Consider the following 16,649-nt stretch of genomic DNA (forward strand, 5'->3'; position numbering starts at 1 on the left):
AAACCAGTTGATAAAATGCAACTGTTATTTTAAAAACCGAGAAAAGTACTCGGCTATTTGCTGGAACTTATGGAACCCGATCGGGCGGGTCTGGCACGGGTCGGGGAAATTATTGCGGGTTTTCCGGCGATTTTGAAGCATTTCGGGGAGATTACTTGATGATTTGGGGCAATTACCCAACTTTATGGAACGAATCTCTACCATTCGGGGAGATTACAGCCGGTTTTGGGAAATCCTCTTCAGCTCGGGAATACTTTTCCCACCACCATTGATAGAATCGCTTATTTATACATAACACCTGTCTTGTTTGAATACTTATTCCATTGTAGACAAGTTCTCAGCAAAGGAGTGGTGATGGATATGCAGCTTTCAGCGAATAGTGCCATCAAATTCGGTATCCTGGCCGGAATGCTGGCGATGTTTTTCGATGCCTCGATCGGCCACGGGTTATTTTGGCTGAATGATCCATACTGGACTTATTGGATTACCGATGCATCGTTGATAGCCATGATTGTCAGTCTCGGTTCCTCTTTTATGGGCATCGGTATCTGGCAAGGGGCAGTATTAATAGCCATACAAGCGTTGATTTTGGAATTTTATTATGATTTCCTCGCACCGATCGGCCTGCCTCAGCAGCCATATTGGCTTTCCGATTATGATGTCTGGATTACAGGCTACCCTGTTCATTTTTTGGTTTATATGTCAGGTTATTTACTCGCTTTATGGATATGGCGGCGTAAAGTCCATATGAAAAGAATAATGGCAGAATTACGACCAAGCAGGGTCGCCTTGTTCGCCCTTGTAACTGCGCTAGTTATTCTCCTTTTGGACGGGCTTATTACCCAACTATTCCTTCTCGGCGAAAATCCGGGATTGACGTTTTTTATCCAGCGACTTATTGTTGCATTTATTTTCTTATTTGTCTGGTTCAGCTATGTTGGATTGGATGTAAAAGGATATATTAGCGGGGCGCTACTGCTAAGCCTGGTTTGGCTCACCTATAATATGTACCTTGGTCCTGTTGGATTGCCGGACAAGTTTCCGACGTATCCCGGCTACCACGAGCTGTGGTTTATTATCTTTCCAGGGGCGCTTATTGCATCCATGATAGGGTTGGGAATAACAAAACGTCTGATGCCGATGGAGGATAAAGTGTCATGATCAGAATACTTTGCATTCTACTGTTCCTTCTGGTACCTGTGCAAACTGTCGAGGCTGCAACAAAAGAAGGACTTCAGGCTTTTGCAACTGCTTCTGGGGAAGGGAAAATCGTATCTGGGCAGGCTCCATTCGATTTCGGCAACACGACGGCAATGAATGGGACCATTTCCGTACGCACCAATAATATCGGAGATCGCTGGTCTGCTTTGATGAATATTGATGAGATGCTGGTTGATTCCTCCATAACCACAAAAGAAGGAACATTCCAGGTTGTCATCGACGAACCGCTGATCCACCATCCCAACGGGGTGGATCCGACATGGTTTGGTGTGGTCTACAATCAACCGATGCATGGCAGTACAGATACAGGGGTTACAGCACTTCCAAAGGTACAACCAGCAATTGCAGTGTGGGGCTGGGCAAAAGTTTACAAGAACGGCAGCCTTATCGAGGATAAAATACCCGCTCATGTAATGGTAGTGGAAAAGGGAACTCTAAAAGGAATTACAATGGCGATAGGTGTAAACGGACAAAAGCTTGGCGGCACACCAGACGGCCATTTGGTTGCCCACTGGCCGGAAATCGCCCAACTTGCGATGCCTGAACAACAAAAACAACGAAGAGAAATGGTGGGCTTTGGGGCAATCTTACTCCTGAATATTTGGTTTGGCTGGCTATGTATTCGCGAACGGCGCTCCAACACGAAAAAAGACAATTAGTTGTTTCTCCCCACAGGTAATCCGGTCCAGGATTACCTTTTTATTATTTCCGCCACTCAGCTGATTGACTTTTTCCCACCCTCACCATACGATTAAAGGTAACGTTCACATGTACGGAGGGGCTCTTTATGAAAACATTGGCTGATGCAAAAGGAATCGATGTACCGAAAGAAATAACTCGGATAAACCATCTCGTCTTCTGGCTGGCGATTTTTTGTTTTTGGTTTTCTACTTATATCTACATACCGACATTCGGTGTTTACTTGGAAACTACCGGACTATCATATTCTGCGATCGGTATCATTCTTGGAAGCTATGGAATTACCCAGATCATCCTGCGTCTTCCCCTTGGGGTGTTTTCCAGCGGATTGGAGCAGTTGCGGAAAATCCTGCTGTTCGTCGGCTTTCTTTTGGCGGTTGTCAGTGGACTTTGTCTCGTCTTCTTCGACTCTTTCACCTTCATCCTTATCGCGAGGCTGCTTGCAGGCGTGACAGCTTCGATGTGGGTAATGGCAACCATATTATACTCCCAGTATTTCAGTGACGACCGCGCTTCACAGGCGATGGGTGTGATGCAATTTTTGACTGTCTTCGCCCAATTGGTCAGTATGATTTTGTGTGGTTTTCTCGTCGACTATTACGGATGGGAATTCCCGTTTTGGATCGGCACGGTAACGGCTTTTGTCGGTGCAATACTTATTTTATTCGTCAAAGAATACAAGCCCGTCCGGCAGCCGCCCAAAATCAGTTTCAAGGAAATATTCCATAAAACAATCACATTAAAGAGATTAAAAACTGTTACTACATTGTCCCTGATCGGTCATGCCATTTTGTTTATCACCATCTTTGGGTTCTCGCCGATTTATGCCGTCAGGATCGGTTTCAGTGAACAGGAAATCATTTGGCTTGTGACTGCTTTTTTCGTACCGCATGCACTGGCATCCTTGTTTCTTGCATTCTATAACCTGCCCGCCAAATACAATCAGCTTATATTGGGATCCAGCTTTTTGGTCACGGGTTTGTTTCTGTTTATCATTCCGCAATCCGATTCCATCTTGAACCTGATCACAGCCCATATCGTAACAGGCCTCCTGTTGGGATTGGTCCTGCCGATACTGCTCGGGGAAGTCGTGGTGATCAGTACACCGGAACTTAAACTGTCAGCGATGGGATTCTATCAATCTTTTTATGCTCTTGGTATATTCCTTGGACCGATTGCCGCCGGCGAAGTGGCCCACAGGTTGGGGTTGAGCGAAGTATTTTATTTCGCCGGACTGTTGTCGTTGGTTGGCTTGATAATTGTGCTGTTAGGTCGTAGAGATTCTGATACCAATGCAATAAGGAGGTGACCAATAAATGGTCACCTCCTTACTCTTTATGCTTACAACTTTTCGTGGTCAAGAGGAATTTCTTCTTCAAACACACTGCCTTGGCCATTGTTCCACTCTATTATAAAGTAGCTGTTAGAAACTACTTCTTCATTCCACTCTCTAGATGATGCTGTTTTCTCGTATTCTATAGATCCTATCGTTTCAAAGGGATCACTCGTTTGATAATTTAACTTTTTCTGATACTCCACCCTGTCCATGTCTTCTCCAGGAACCATATATTTTAACGAGATTTCGGTCGTCTCAATTCCATTTTTCTCCTTGATTTTGCCAGGACCGATTTTGACCTGGTCCTCCTTTAGTGAGATGTTGTATCCCGTAACCTCCCAATTTTTACTCTGGCCGTTCAATTGAAATTGTTGTGTTTCTTGTTCGGATGGTGCTTTAAATCCCCATAACAATCCACCCACAATCAGTAGGAGAGCTGTGATGAGAACCAATCTTTTCTTCATGATCTTCCTCCTCTGGTTATCCGGTTGCCGTTATTGGTATGATGGCGGAATTATCCGTTGCTTGCAAGATATAAAAGCCCTAAAACTGTTGGAAAAAAATAACGAAAAACAGGTCCTGAAGTGCCCGATTTATCGTTCAGGGAGTTATCCGCCCTCCCATGATCGGCTTGGTAAGGTCCAGGACTGGAAGGTATTCACTATGGCATCAAAAAGGAGCGGCACCAGCCGCTCCCTCCTTATTTACATTTCAATATCGAAGACGTTGCGTTCGACGATCCGGGCGCTTTTCTTGCTGATTAAATTACCGCCGGATGAGTAGAATGCATTTTCTGCAATGATGGTATCCATTGCCGCTTCAATCGCTCCGGAATCTGGCGGCTCGACAGGGTTGTCGAGGGATACTGTCACGATTTTTTCTGCCTCGTTCAGAAATTTCATTTCCAATGTTTTCACATCTTTTCCTCCTTTTTAATGAATGGCTTGCCTTGTTTACTCAACTGTCAGCAAGGAACTGTCATTACGTTTCACCGAGTAAAGCGTGAGCGTCTGCAAAGGAATCAATGCAGTCGTGACAGCCATTAATTGATCTGGTGTGGCGTCGAGTTTCACATTATTGAACGTTTTGTTTTTCAATATGACACGGCCTGTCGAGCCATCCACACCGTTCTCGAATGCCAGCTGCAGCCTTGAATCGATTGTTTGTGATACTGCCATGTGCGTCACCTCCCTTCACTTGTATAATCGTTTCGAGGTGGCCGGGAGGTGTCATATAATATAAAAAAATCCGCCCGAGAGGAGGAATTCCTCCTCTCGGCAGATAATGGCTAGTTGCAAAATCACACTGGCATTTATTTGCTTTCAAAAAAATAATTCAAATCCCTATCAAAAATAATAGTAAAATATTATAATACATCCGTGCTTATATATGAATATACAGAATTTTCTTTAAAGCATTTAAAAACATAGTAATTCACTAGGAAAAGTGTGTTATAATGAAAAGCACACTGTTAATAACTTACAGGAGGTTTTTTCATGTCAAACAATCCACACGGCGGAAAATTAGTCAACCGTGAATTAGTTGCTGAAGGAAGAACGGAAGCTTTGAAAAAAGCTGAATCACTTAAATCGATCACCATCTCTCCATGGGCGGTTTCCGATTTGGAATTGATCGGAATCGGCGGTTTCAGCCCATTGACAGGATTCATGGGAAAAGAAGATTATGAGAATGTTGTACATAACACACGCCTTGCTTCCGGAACGGTTTGGAGTGTACCAATCACCCTTTCTGTGACAGAGCAGCAGGCAAATGAACTGGAAGAAGGAGACAAAATCGCCCTGATCGGGGAAGACGATGTCATATACGGCACACTTACCCTGAGCGAGAAGTTTACTTATGACAAACAACTGGAAGCCCAGAACATTTACGGAACGACAGATGAAGCACACCCTGGCGTCAAAAAACTGTATGACCGCGGAAATGTTTATCTTGGCGGGGACATCACCCTCCTGAACCGTCCGGATCATGGCGAGTTCACCGATTTCTATATGGACCCTAGTGAAACACGTCAAATGTTCGACGACCTCGGTTGGAAAACGATAGTAGGTTTCCAGACACGCAATCCGGTCCACAGGGCACATGAATATATTCAAAAGTGCGCTCTCGAAGCAGTCGACGGCTTGCTGCTGAATCCGCTTGTCGGAGAAACAAAATCTGACGACATCCCTGCAGATATCCGTATGGAAAGTTATCAGGTAATATTAAAGAATTACTATCCGGCAGATCGCACCCGTCTTGTCATCTATCCGGCAGCCATGAGATACGCGGGACCGAAGGAAGCGATCCTGCATGCGATTGTCCGTAAGAACTACGGATGCACCCACTTCATTGTCGGCCGTGACCATGCAGGTGTGGGTGATTACTACGGCACATATGAAGCACAAGACTTCATCACTCAATTCGAAGACGAACTAGGTATCGGCATTTTCAAATTCGAGCATGCTTTCTATTGCACCAAGTGTGAAAATATGGGCACAGCGAAAACATGCCCGCATGATAAAGAACACCATGTACACTTAAGCGGTACAAAAGTTCGCGAATTGCTCCGCAACGGCGAAAAGCCACCGAAGCAGTTCTCCCGTCCGGAAGTTGCAGAGGTGCTCATCAAGGGCATGAAACAAAGCTGAGTAAAGGAAAAAAACCATGTCCTTTGAAATGATATTTGTATCCATCATGGTATTAGCCATGTTAGGCGGACTACTCTTTGAAGTAGCCCGTCCTGACATGGTTGTTTTTTCAGTATTGACTATTTTCTTGATCACCGGGGTTCTCACACCGGAAGAAGCCTTGAAAGGTTTCTCCAACGAGGGAATGTTGACTGTGGCTCTCTTGTTCATCGTGGCAGCGCCATTGCAGAAGAGCGGTATCATCAATGACATGGTAAAGAGATGGCCAAGTGAAAACGGAAAGCCGAGGAAATCGATGCTTCAATTTTTCGGCCCGATTTCCGCCTTTTCCGGCTTTTTGAATAACACGCCGATTGTCGTCGCTTTTACACCCGTTATCAGGAAGTGGTGCCAGGACCGCAACGTTTCACCATCCAAGTTTTTGATCCCGCTCTCCTATGCAACTATTCTTGGCGGGACGATCACCCTGATGGGGACATCGACGAACCTGGTTGTCCACGGTCTTCTGCTCGACCGCGGGATGTCCGGCTTTTCCTTTTTTCAACTAGGCATTGTAGGTATTCCGATAACGATCATCGGCTTGATTTATTTATTTACGGTCGGTTACAAGCTCCTGCCCGACCACAAAGGTTTTGAACAGCAGGTCAAGGAGCATTACCGGGAGTATATCGCCGAAATGTCGGTTGACCCAAATTTTGCCTTCATCAATCACACGGTCAAAGAAGCAGGACTGCGACAATTGAAAGGTTTATATTTAATCGAAATTATCCGGCAGGATGAACGCATATCGCCTGTGAAAGCAACGACCGTTATCCAGTCCGGGGACCGTCTCGTCTTCACCGGACTGATCTCGACAATTGCCGATTTGCAGAAAATCAAAGGACTGAAGCTGCAAACTGGCGGCAAATTCAGCCTGGACGATTTAAAAAACGGCAATACCCAGCTTGTCGAAGCGGTCGTATCCCATCAATCTTACCTGGTCAATAAATCGATCAAACAGGCAAAATTCCGTTCATTGTATGATGCCGGGGTTATCGCCGTCCATCGTAACAATGAACGCATCCGCAGCAAAATCGGGGATATCATCTTACGGCCCGGAGATGCCCTTTTGGTATTGGGAGGTTCCGATTTTGTCGAGAAATACCGGCAGAACAATGACTTTTACGTCCTTTCCGCGTTGGAAGCACCGGAATTAAAAGAAGACAAGAAAAAAGGCTGGATAACGCTCGGATTACTGCTGGTGGCAATCCTGCTCGTCACTTCTTCCTTGTTGTCGATGTTCAAAGCCATGTCCTTGCTTGTCATTATTCTTTTGGCAACAAGGATCCTGACACCGCAGGATGCCAAGCAGTCTATTCAATTCCATGTCCTGTTGTTGATTGCGTCCGCCTTCGGAATCGGAGAGGCCGTCGAGAAATCGGGACTGGCCCAATGGGTGGCAGACAGTGTGCTTAGTTTCGGCAGGCCGCTCGGTTTACTCGTTATTTTGTTTTTACTGTATGTATTCACGAACTTGTTCACCGAACTGCTCACAAACAGTGCAGCAGCGGTCTTGATGTTTCCAATCGGCATGGAGCTGGCAGGACAGCTTCAAGTCGAGCCGATGGGGATGGCAGTGATCATCGCGATTGCGGCATCCGCAAGTTTCATTACGCCGATCGGGTACCAAACCAATTTAATCGTCTATGGACCCGGCGGTTACAAGTTCACCGATTATGTGAAGGTGGGGACACCTCTAAGTCTGCTCGTTATGATCACCACAGTGTTGATCGTTCATACAATATGGTTTTAGGAGGAGAAACAAATGGCAAAATCAGAAAATATCGTCTGGCATGAGTCAGTTATCACAAAGCAACAGCGACAAGAACAGAAAGGGCACAAGAGTATGGTCATCTGGTTCACGGGTTTGTCCGGATCCGGGAAATCGACCGTTTCCGTCGAGTTGGAAAAAGAGTTATACAACAGAAACATTCACAGCTATCGCCTGGATGGAGACAATGTCCGTCATGGATTGAACAAAAACCTGGGCTTCAGTCCTGAAGACAGAGCGGAAAACATCCGCCGTATCGGAGAAGTGGCCAAGTTGATGGTCGATGCCGGCCAAGTGACATTGACTGCCTTCATTTCCCCGTATCAGGAAGACCGCGACCAAGTCCGGGATCTCATGGATGATGGAGAATTCATCGAAGTATATGTAAAGTGCAGTGTCGATGAATGTGAAAAGCGGGATCCGAAAGGGTTGTATAAAAAGGCTCGCGCTGGGGAAATCAAAGGGTTTACTGGCATAGACGCCCCATACGAAGCACCTGAAAAACCAGAAATCACCATCGAAACAGATCAGCAGTCACTCGAGGATTCCGTCCAGGTCATCATCGACTATTTGACTGACAAAGGATACATTTAATATGAGGGAAAATCAGCTCGTAAGCCTGCTCGGCATCTGTTTAAGAGCGGGAAATGAGATTTTGGATGTTTATGAACAGGATTTCGAAGTCGAGATAAAAGCCGATCACTCCCCCCTTACCCAAGCCGACAAACGGGCTCATCGGGTTATCGTGGAAGGATTGGAAGCATTGGATGCGCAGTACCCAATCCTGAGCGAAGAAGGGGCGGAAATTACTTATGGAGAACGAAAAGGCTGGAACAGGTTCTGGCTTGTCGACCCATTGGACGGTACCAAGGAATTTGTGAAAAAAAATGGGGAATTCACCGTCAATATCGCTCTCATCGAAGACAATTATCCGGTACAAGGTGCCATTTATGCACCTGTACTCGACACTTTTTACTACGGAATTATCGGAGAAGGCGCCTACAAACTCGAAAATGCTTCCAAAGCTCCTGTTACGACCGAAGAAGAGCTCTTCCAGGCAAGCAGTAAACTGCCGGAGACGAATGACCCGGGCAGGATCCATGTTGTAGCCAGCCGTTCCCACATGTCGGAAGAAACCAGGAAGTTCATCGATGATCAAGAAGCGAAAGGGTTGGAAGTGGATGTCCTGTCCGCAGGCAGTTCCTTGAAATTCTGCCTTGTCGCCGAAGGAAGAGCAGACTTCTACCCTCGTTTCGCTCCAACCATGGAGTGGGATACCGGGGCCGGACAAGCCATCGTCGAAGCGGCCGGCGGAACAGTAATCAGGCATGATAACAACGAACGCCTTGATTATAATCGCGAGGATTTGACCAATCCTTGGTTTTTGGTGAAAATGAGGTAAGTACCTTACGCAGAAAACCTAATTCGAATGGAGGGCGACGATGGGCATTCGTTTTTATGAACCGGGAGATGAAGAGCAGATCAATCAGCTTTTTCAGAAAGTATTTAACAAAGAAAGAACGCTCGAACACTGGGATTGGAAGTTTAAGCAGAAGCCACTATCAGACAATCCATGGGTGCTTGTATTTGAGGAAGACCAGCAAATACTCGGTCACATTTCGTTATGGATTTCGGAAGTCTATATCAATGGAAGGGTCGAAAAGGCAGGATTGCGTGCCGATACCATGGTCGATCCGTCGGCACGGGGAAAAGGGATCTATAAATCACTCAATGAAGCGATGATATCCTATGCCAAAGAGGCAGGCATTGCTTATCTTTACGGGTTCCCTGCACCGAAAGCCAAACAGCTGCTGCTTGCACATACCAATGCGGTCAATTTGGGCGGAATTTCAAGATACATTTATGTACTTAACCCGGTTGCATTGCTCGCCGGCAAAACCAAGCTTGCGAAGCCGATGACGTTTGCCGACGGTTTCTATAACAAACTGCGCGCCCAAAAAGAGCCAAGAATCCTTCATGAAGGTCTGGCCATCGAACAAGTGACAGAATTGGACCCTGGCTTTACCGAACTCGCCAAAAAGACAGCCGCCTTTAAACCTTTCATCCTGAAGCGGAACGCTGAATATATGAACTGGAGATATGTGAACCATCCAGACAACCAGTACACCATCCTTGCTGTTAAGATTGAAGAACAGTTACAAGGCTACATTGTTATCAAAAAAGAAGAGAAGACTTTTAAACACGGATCTGTCATTAGTGCTTCGATTATCGACTGGCTAGGGACAAGCACTGTTCCTACCTGGCATATCCTCCTCCAGGAAGCCGTCGACTTCCTGAGAGACGATGTCGATATCATCCAGACCTGGTGTATGAAAGGGAATGAGGCAGAAGTCGCGTTGAAAAAGTTCGGTTTCATGGAAAAAGATAAACCGTCTGAACTCGTCGTCCATCCCCTTGAAGACGGAGCCGCTATCCAGGAGGATATAGTGGATTGGTGGGTAGTGCAAGGCGATATCGATTCTTTTTAAACATGAAAAAATCCCCTGCAGGAGTAATTAATCTGCAGGGGATTTATATGTTCTACTTTAAACTTGCCGGTAATGAATGAATGGTTTCAATCAACGTGTTCAGCTTCCCTTCGATCCGGTGGAGCAGATAAAAGGTAACCGCTGCCGGAAAACCGATATCAGTTAATAAAGGCAGCCATGTATCCATCTTCCAATTCCCCCTTTTCCTTTGTCGGCTGTAAAAATGCTAGATGAAAACATCAGAACTCACCTGTTCACACAGCCAATAACTCCCAGGATAGTGTTTTCTAAAGGGAGCAGGCTCAACCGCTCCCTTTTGAATTAGAATTCAATATCAAAAACGTTCCGTTCGACAATACGGGCACTCTTCTTACTGACTAAGTCACCGCCCGATGAAAAAAAGGCATTTTCAGAAATGATCGTATCCATCGCCGCTTCGATTGCTTCCGCATCAGGCGGTTCGACTGGATTGTCGAGGGATATGGTGACCAGCTTTTCTTCCTGATTCAGAAATTTCATTTCCAGTGTCTTCATTTGGTTTCCTCCTTTCTAATAAACATCCGTTACTCGACTGTGAGCAATGAACTGTCATTCCGTTTTACGGAGTAAAGCGTCAACGTCTGCAGGGGAATCAATGCTGTTGTGACAGCCATCAGTTGATCTGCAGTGGCATCAAGCTTCACGTTATTGAATGTTTTATTCTTCAGGATAGCCTTTCCGGTTGTCCCATCGACTCCCGTCTGAAATGCCAGCTGCAGCCTTGAATCGATTGTTTGTGATACAGCCATGTACGACACCTCCTTTCCCTTCTATAATCGTTCCGAAGTGGAAAAAAGGTGTCTCTTAAACAAAAAAATCAGGAAAATATCCGCCATCCTATCAATTTATTACTAGAATCACCATCATTTTCAAGAAGGGTTTGGCAAGTCGGACCATTTTATACAAGATTCATATTGGTAATTATTTTCATCATGATTCATATAATCGATTGAACCAACATCGCTGCAAACCTCCATGTTAAGGGAACATTCTATTCGGGTAAACGATAACTAATAGTAAAAAATTCTCATTTAAAACCCTTTCTAGCAAAAAATAAATTTACTACTTGGGTGATTCGTAGTAAAATAATAGTTAGTGTTCTTATAATTTAAGTCTATTTTTGTAATATTAAGGGGATAGATATATGACTGATACACGAAAAAAGTCGAGAATTAGGAAAAAGAAGGTTAGAAGGCGTAAGCGTCTTTTGTTTATATTAGTACCATTTTTAATTTTGATTGGAGCCACCACTGCTTACGGTGCTTATTTATATAACAAAGCGGGTGAAGTCGTATCTGATTCATACGAAGATGTCGGTAGAGAAAAATCCGAACTGCGGGCAGAAGAAGTCGATCCAAATGTGGATAATGTTTCGGTATTATTCATTGGTGTGGACGACAGTGAAAAACGTAATTATGATGGGAATTCCCGCTCCGATGCCTTGATGCTGGCAACCCTTAATAAGGATGATAACTCTGTTAAGCTGTTGAGCATCCCGAGGGACTCTTATGTGTATGTGCCGGAAGTAGGATACAACACGAAAATCAACCATGCCCATGCGTATGGCGGTCCGAGAGCGTCCATTGAAGCGGTAGAGGGCATGCTCGATATTCCTGTCGATTATTATGTACGAATGGATTTTGAAGCATTCATTGATGTAGTCGACGCATTGAACGGTATCAATGTAGATGTTCCTTATGAAATGTCTGAACAAGATTCTAACGATAAAGCTGGTGCCATTCACTTAATGCCTGGCGAACAGACATTGAACGGTGAGGAAGCTCTGGCTCTTGCCCGGACAAGAAAACAGGACAGTGACATAGAGCGCGGTAAACGCCAGCAGGAAATCATCCAAGCGATCATCAGTAAAGCAACTTCGCTTGGCTCAATTACCAAGTTTGATGATCTGATGGTTGCTGTTGGGGACAACATGCGCACCAACATGACATTCAATGAAATGAAGAGTTTCATCTCTTATGGCACTAGTGGAGACCTCAATGTGGAGACCTTGAATCTAAAAGGTTATGATACACGTATCAATGGTATCTACTATTACCAGCTGGATGATACAGATTTGGCAAACAAAAGAATCGAGCTTAGAGAACAGCTGGATTTGCAAGAATCAGAACATCCAGATACAGAGTCAAGTACTGAAACAGGTACGCAAACACAACAATAAAAAAACTGCCAAGAGACATGTCTCTTGGCAGTTTTTTTATTCTGCAAGTTTGGTGTGGAATAAAATCTACTATTCCCCAAAAAATAAACAGGCTATACACTATATGTGAAGTAGCCTGTTACCATTTGCCTATCAAAATTTTTTCAGTATAATCCGAAACATGAATTCAAAGACTTTGAGGATCCGTTTCCATCGAAATGGCTGCTTGATCAACCGGTACAGCCACTCTAAGTTGAGATTGATCCATAATTCGGGCGCTCGCTTTACTTCGCCTGCGATAACATCGAAGCTGCCGCCGACACCCATAAACAGGCCTTTTTCAAATTCATTTTTGTATGTTGTGATCCACTTTTCCTGGGCAGGTGAGCCAAGTGCTATAAACACAAAATCAGGCTGTGCCTTCTTGACTTCCTCCACAATCGACCGGTCCGTTAAATCAAAAAAACCATGGTGGTGGCCAGCTATCTTCAAATATGGATGCAGCTCTTTCAATCTCTTAACAAGCTTGTCGTTTACATCCTTGGTTGCTCCCAGAAAATAGCAGCTTAACTGTTTTTCCTCTGCATATCCGATTAAAGAAGTCATCAAGTCAAAACCAGGCAGCCTGCTTTTGATTGGATTTCCTAGAAACCTTGATGCAATAACGATACCTGCCCCATCCGGTGTAATAAAATCAGCTTCTTTTAACAAGGATTTATATTCCGGCTGCTCTTTAGCCTGCATAACTATTTCTGGGTTGGCTGTCACGATGAACGTTTTTTCATGACTCTGCAGCCGTGGATAGATATGTTGTTGGAGCAGTTCATTCTGACTCATATTGATGAAAGGTATATCCATTATGGATACGGAATTTATAAATTTCGACACATTTAAACAACCTCTCATAAATCTACATAACTTTCAAAATAAATCAGCTATATTTCGACAAGTCCACATACTATTATCCCATTAAAATGTATTTTGGACAATTAGTATTTTCTGATTTTTGTCTCAGATTTTTCCTTTAAGAGCTTCCGTCGCAAAAGTACTGATGCTCTCCGATAGTTAGAAATTACTAATGTCTTACCTTATAGGAATATGATAAAATATTTAGATAGAGTTTCTTATAACAACAGGAAGGGGTCTTTATTTCAAAAATGAAGAATATTCTAATACGAGCAGGCATTTCTCCGCTTGATAATTTTGATGCAAGTTATATGCTGCTTAATAATTCAATCGGCGGAAATGTAGGCAATTTGATATATCAATATAGTGTATTCCGGACACTAATGACGGAAGGCACAACCATAACACCAGACTACTACAACTATGATCCAAAAAGAGCAGATGAAATCAACAAAAACTATGACTGCTATATTATTCCGTTAGCTGACGCTTTTCGGAAAGATTTCGTCCCTACGTTACGTAAATATACGAAGCTTATTAAAAAGCTTAATATCCCTGTTGTCGTGATAGGGGTAGGTTTACGTGCTCCGTTCGAACCGAAATTAAACGAAGGTTTCCCATTCGATGAAGATGTTAAGGCTTTTGTCAGTGCAGTATTAGAAAAGTCTAACATGATTGGTGTGCGCGGTGAAATTACGGCTAAATACCTTTCTCGTCTCGGCTTTCGCGAAGGTATTGACCATACTGTAATCGGATGTCCATCCATGTATGCCTTTGGTAGAGAGCTGAATATAAGGGAGACAAATATCACTCCAGATTCGATGGTCACCGTCAATTCATCGAAGCTTTCACCTAAGAATGTACTTGACTTCATCACTAGAAGTATGAAAGAGTTCCCGAACCATTATTTCATTCCACAATGGAGAAAAGAAATGGAATTGACTTATACAGGGTCACCTACCATTGGGAAAGCGGCCAACAACTATCCAGTTAAAATGTCCGATCCTGTTTACATGGAAAACCGAGTCCGGTACTTTCTTAATGTGCCAACATGGCTAGATTTTATCCGACAAGCCGATTTAAGTTTCGGTGCAAGACTACATGGTAATATCGCTGCTGTTCTTGCCGGTACACCAAGCATATTGCTACCTAAAGACGCCCGCATGAGGGAATTAGCGGAATATCATCAATTAACGCATGTCATGGCACATGACATTGATGAAAAAACCAAACTAATGGATTTGGTAGATAAATTAGATTTCCAACAAGTCCATAAAAACCAAGGTTCAAACTTCGATCATTTCGTCGATTTCTTAAACAAAAATAAATTGGACCATATTTATAGAGAAGACATCAATCCTTCCTCCGTGCCATTAGATAATGAACTTGCCAATATCAATCTTAAACAGCCCATCGTACCAATAAGCGGTTGTTCTCTCGAAGAAATGGTTAGTAGATGGGAAAGTTACTATCCAAAAGTCGAAGCGAAGTATGGACAAAAACAGAAAAAACAATTGGCAGAAAAAAATAAAATCATCAATAAACAAAAAGCGACTTTAAATAGAAAGAGCGTGCGTTTAGCTTTAAAATTTGCTGACAAATTAAGCAAACATTAATATTTAAAAAAGACTGTCCAAAGATGCTGTGTTCAGCTCTCTGTGACAGTCTTTTTTGTGTATTAATTTCTTACCAATTGACTTCGTTTGGAAGCGTCCCTGCGATACTGCTTTTTCTCTTCCTTAGACATTTTTTTATACGAGGACAGAAACTCTTGATACTTTGGCATAATTTCCTCAACACTACCAAAATCCTTTACCCTGCCAAATTCGAGCCAAAGAATTTTTTCACAGAACTCTTTCATTTGGGCAATGGAATGGCTGACAAAAATCATTGTTTTTCCTCTGTCTTTGAATTCTTTCATCTTGGAAAGACTTTTCTCCGCAAAAGCCTTATCCCCTACGGACAGAGCCTCGTCAATAATTAAAATATCCGGATCGATCGTCACGGAAATGGCAAAACCCAACCTCGATTTCATCCCGCTTGAATATGATTTAACCGGCTGATCGATGAATTTTTCCAATTCCGCAAACTCAATTATATCTGATTCCATTTTCTTTATTTCTTTTTTGGAGAAACCGAGCATCAGACATTTCAACTCAATGTTATCTCTACCGGTAAGATCAGCCTTCAGTCCGGAAGCTACAGCAATCAAGGAGGCTTGTCCATTTAGCTGCACTGTACCGGTCGTCTCTGGAACTATTCCAGCAATAATATTGGAAAGAGTGGATTTTCCTGAACCGTTTATCCCAACAAATCCAATAACATCACCCTTTTCCGCTTCAAAGTCGATATCTTTCAATGCCCAAAATTCTTCTCCGTAACTTTTAGGCAGTACTAAATCCTTGATTCTTTCGGAAGTAGATGAATACAATTTATATTTTTTTGAAACATCGTTAACAATAATTGATTTTTCCATTCAAATCCCTTTCCTATTAAAGAAAATCGATAAAATGCCTTCTGAATTTCACATGGAGAGATGAACCGACTAAAAACAATACTATAGTTAATACCCAGAAATACAATGTATATTCCCAGTTATTGATAAAATACCATTCAGTACCGAGAAACCCTGCCCGGTAACCTTCAATTAGGTAATACAGCGGATTGATTTGCATAATAATCTGCAGTTTATCCGGCAGAGTATCCATCGTCCATAAAATCGGTGATAAATAAAGAAACATTCTCAATGTCGCATTCAAGAACATGTGTACATCTCGCACGATGGTCGAAAGTGTAGAAGTAACCAACGCCAACGCATAGGTAATAGCAAATGTTGCAAATAGAAAGTATATAATTTGAAGATAGTAAATATTTATTGGAAAACCAGCTATTACTAATATAACTATGGTAATTGCAGCCATAATAAAATGAACATAAAGCTGAGAAAATATCATAAAGTTCGGTATTACACTCATTGGAAAGTTCATTTTAGAGAGCATGCGCAAACGTGTGTAGATGGACTTAGACGCTAGTATGGTTGACTGGTAAAAGAAAAACCACACAAGAATACCTGATAACATCCATGGAAAGAAACTAACCATTTCGCCATTTGCCAATTCAATTGGCTCTTTCTCTCTAATTCCAAAACCAAAAACAAACCAATAGATAGCTACCTGGATCAGTGGATTGATTATTTCCCAAGCCATACCAAGATAATTACTATTATTGGCGCTCTTCATTTCATATAAGGATAACCTTCTTATCAAATAAAAGTGTTGTATCTGTTCTTTTATTACTAGTAGTGCAGATTTCATAATAATTTACCTTTCCCGTTCCCGAAAAA

Annotated in this window: 19 protein-coding genes; 10 read left to right on the forward strand and 9 right to left on the reverse strand. The window is 43.1% G+C overall.

Features of this window, described 5'->3' with window-relative positions:
* Positions 1–360: 360 nt before the first annotated feature.
* From CZ434_RS12105 to CZ434_RS12115, 3 genes are all read left to right on the forward strand, one after another.
* Positions 361–1,161, forward strand: coding sequence for a hypothetical protein (locus tag CZ434_RS12105; RefSeq protein ID WP_143262128.1), 801 nt, complete (start codon positions 361–363; stop codon positions 1,159–1,161).
* On the forward strand, positions 1,158–1,880 hold the full coding sequence (locus CZ434_RS12110) for a hypothetical protein (RefSeq protein ID WP_077623379.1): 723 nt from the start codon (positions 1,158–1,160) through the stop codon (positions 1,878–1,880). Before CZ434_RS12105 ends, CZ434_RS12110 begins: the two co-directional genes overlap by 4 nt.
* A gap of 128 nt (positions 1,881–2,008) precedes the next feature.
* Positions 2,009–3,229 carry an MFS transporter gene (locus tag CZ434_RS12115; RefSeq protein WP_077623380.1) on the forward strand — a complete coding sequence of 407 codons (1,221 nt, stop codon included), beginning with the start codon at positions 2,009–2,011 and terminating at the stop codon, positions 3,227–3,229.
* A 32-nt stretch (positions 3,230–3,261) separates the two neighbouring features.
* On the opposite strand, the gene CZ434_RS12120 is transcribed toward CZ434_RS12115, so the two are convergent.
* The 3 genes from CZ434_RS12120 to CZ434_RS12130 all read right to left on the reverse strand — a co-directional run bounded on the left by CZ434_RS12120 (position 3,262) and on the right by CZ434_RS12130 (position 4,434).
* A complete protein-coding gene (locus CZ434_RS12120) occupies positions 3,262–3,720 on the reverse strand; it encodes a hypothetical protein (protein ID WP_077623381.1) in 459 nt (152 codons plus the stop codon).
* 240 nt (positions 3,721–3,960) lie between these two features.
* Positions 3,961–4,173, reverse strand: a complete 213-nt coding sequence (locus CZ434_RS12125) for a DUF2922 domain-containing protein (RefSeq protein WP_077623382.1) — start codon at positions 4,171–4,173, stop codon at positions 3,961–3,963.
* Between the two features lie 36 nt (positions 4,174–4,209).
* Positions 4,210–4,434, reverse strand: a complete 225-nt coding sequence (locus CZ434_RS12130; RefSeq protein ID WP_077623383.1) for a DUF1659 domain-containing protein — start codon at positions 4,432–4,434, stop codon at positions 4,210–4,212.
* A gap of 318 nt (positions 4,435–4,752) precedes the next feature.
* On the opposite strand from CZ434_RS12130, the gene sat reads away from it, so the two are divergent.
* From sat to CZ434_RS12155, 5 genes are read left to right on the forward strand one after another with little or no spacing between them, the layout of a single operon-like run.
* Positions 4,753–5,904, forward strand: a complete 1,152-nt coding sequence (gene sat, locus CZ434_RS12135; RefSeq protein ID WP_077623384.1) for a sulfate adenylyltransferase — start codon at positions 4,753–4,755, stop codon at positions 5,902–5,904.
* A gap of 16 nt (positions 5,905–5,920) precedes the next feature.
* Positions 5,921–7,696: an SLC13 family permease gene (locus CZ434_RS12140; RefSeq protein WP_077623385.1), complete on the forward strand. Its 1,776-nt coding sequence runs from the start codon at positions 5,921–5,923 to the stop codon at positions 7,694–7,696.
* A 12-nt stretch (positions 7,697–7,708) separates the two neighbouring features.
* Positions 7,709–8,308 carry an adenylyl-sulfate kinase gene (gene cysC, locus CZ434_RS12145; protein WP_077623386.1) on the forward strand — a complete coding sequence of 200 codons (600 nt, stop codon included), beginning with the start codon at positions 7,709–7,711 and terminating at the stop codon, positions 8,306–8,308.
* A gap of 1 nt (position 8,309) precedes the next feature.
* Positions 8,310–9,116 carry a 3'(2'),5'-bisphosphate nucleotidase CysQ gene (gene cysQ, locus CZ434_RS12150; protein ID WP_077623387.1) on the forward strand — a complete coding sequence of 269 codons (807 nt, stop codon included), beginning with the start codon at positions 8,310–8,312 and terminating at the stop codon, positions 9,114–9,116.
* Positions 9,117–9,156: 40 nt separating this feature from the next.
* Entirely contained in the window at positions 9,157–10,203 is a 1,047-nt protein-coding gene (locus tag CZ434_RS12155) for a GNAT family N-acetyltransferase (protein WP_077623388.1), read from the forward strand.
* 52 nt (positions 10,204–10,255) lie between these two features.
* Here the strand turns inward: CZ434_RS12155 and CZ434_RS12160 are convergent, their stop codons facing one another.
* The 3 genes from CZ434_RS12160 to CZ434_RS12170 all read right to left on the reverse strand — a co-directional run bounded on the left by CZ434_RS12160 (position 10,256) and on the right by CZ434_RS12170 (position 10,991).
* The gene (locus CZ434_RS12160) at positions 10,256–10,390 is read right to left on the reverse strand and encodes a YvrJ family protein (protein ID WP_077623389.1); all 135 of its coding nucleotides are present in this window, start codon (positions 10,388–10,390) and stop codon (positions 10,256–10,258) included.
* Positions 10,391–10,524: 134 nt separating this feature from the next.
* Positions 10,525–10,737, reverse strand: coding sequence for a DUF2922 domain-containing protein (locus CZ434_RS12165; RefSeq protein WP_077623390.1), 213 nt, complete (start codon positions 10,735–10,737; stop codon positions 10,525–10,527).
* Between the two features lie 29 nt (positions 10,738–10,766).
* Positions 10,767–10,991 (reverse strand): DUF1659 domain-containing protein, encoded by a 225-nt coding sequence (locus CZ434_RS12170; protein ID WP_077623391.1) that lies wholly within the window; start codon positions 10,989–10,991, stop codon positions 10,767–10,769.
* 395 nt (positions 10,992–11,386) lie between these two features.
* Between CZ434_RS12170 and CZ434_RS12175 the strand changes: the two genes are divergently transcribed.
* On the forward strand, positions 11,387–12,421 hold the full coding sequence (locus CZ434_RS12175; RefSeq protein WP_077623392.1) for an LCP family protein: 1,035 nt from the start codon (positions 11,387–11,389) through the stop codon (positions 12,419–12,421).
* A gap of 132 nt (positions 12,422–12,553) precedes the next feature.
* Here CZ434_RS12175 and CZ434_RS12180 read toward each other — a convergent pair whose 3' ends face one another.
* On the reverse strand, positions 12,554–13,288 hold the full coding sequence (locus CZ434_RS12180; protein ID WP_245830979.1) for a WecB/TagA/CpsF family glycosyltransferase: 735 nt from the start codon (positions 13,286–13,288) through the stop codon (positions 12,554–12,556).
* Positions 13,289–13,557: 269 nt separating this feature from the next.
* Between CZ434_RS12180 and CZ434_RS12185 the strand changes: the two genes are divergently transcribed.
* Positions 13,558–14,922 carry a polysaccharide pyruvyl transferase family protein gene (locus CZ434_RS12185; protein ID WP_077623394.1) on the forward strand — a complete coding sequence of 455 codons (1,365 nt, stop codon included), beginning with the start codon at positions 13,558–13,560 and terminating at the stop codon, positions 14,920–14,922.
* A 62-nt stretch (positions 14,923–14,984) separates the two neighbouring features.
* On the opposite strand, the gene tagH is transcribed toward CZ434_RS12185, so the two are convergent.
* Together tagH and CZ434_RS12195 are read right to left on the reverse strand one after the other, a co-directional pair.
* Positions 14,985–15,782 (reverse strand): teichoic acids export ABC transporter ATP-binding subunit TagH, encoded by a 798-nt coding sequence (tagH, locus tag CZ434_RS12190; protein WP_077623395.1) that lies wholly within the window; start codon positions 15,780–15,782, stop codon positions 14,985–14,987.
* A gap of 16 nt (positions 15,783–15,798) precedes the next feature.
* Positions 15,799–16,620, reverse strand: a complete 822-nt coding sequence (locus CZ434_RS12195; protein WP_077623396.1) for an ABC transporter permease — start codon at positions 16,618–16,620, stop codon at positions 15,799–15,801.
* Between the last annotated feature and the right edge of the window lie 29 nt (positions 16,621–16,649).

Source organism: Sediminibacillus massiliensis (assembly GCF_900156915.1).
In the GTDB taxonomy this organism is placed as follows: Bacteria; Bacillota; Bacilli; order Bacillales; family Amphibacillaceae; genus Sediminibacillus_A; species Sediminibacillus_A massiliensis.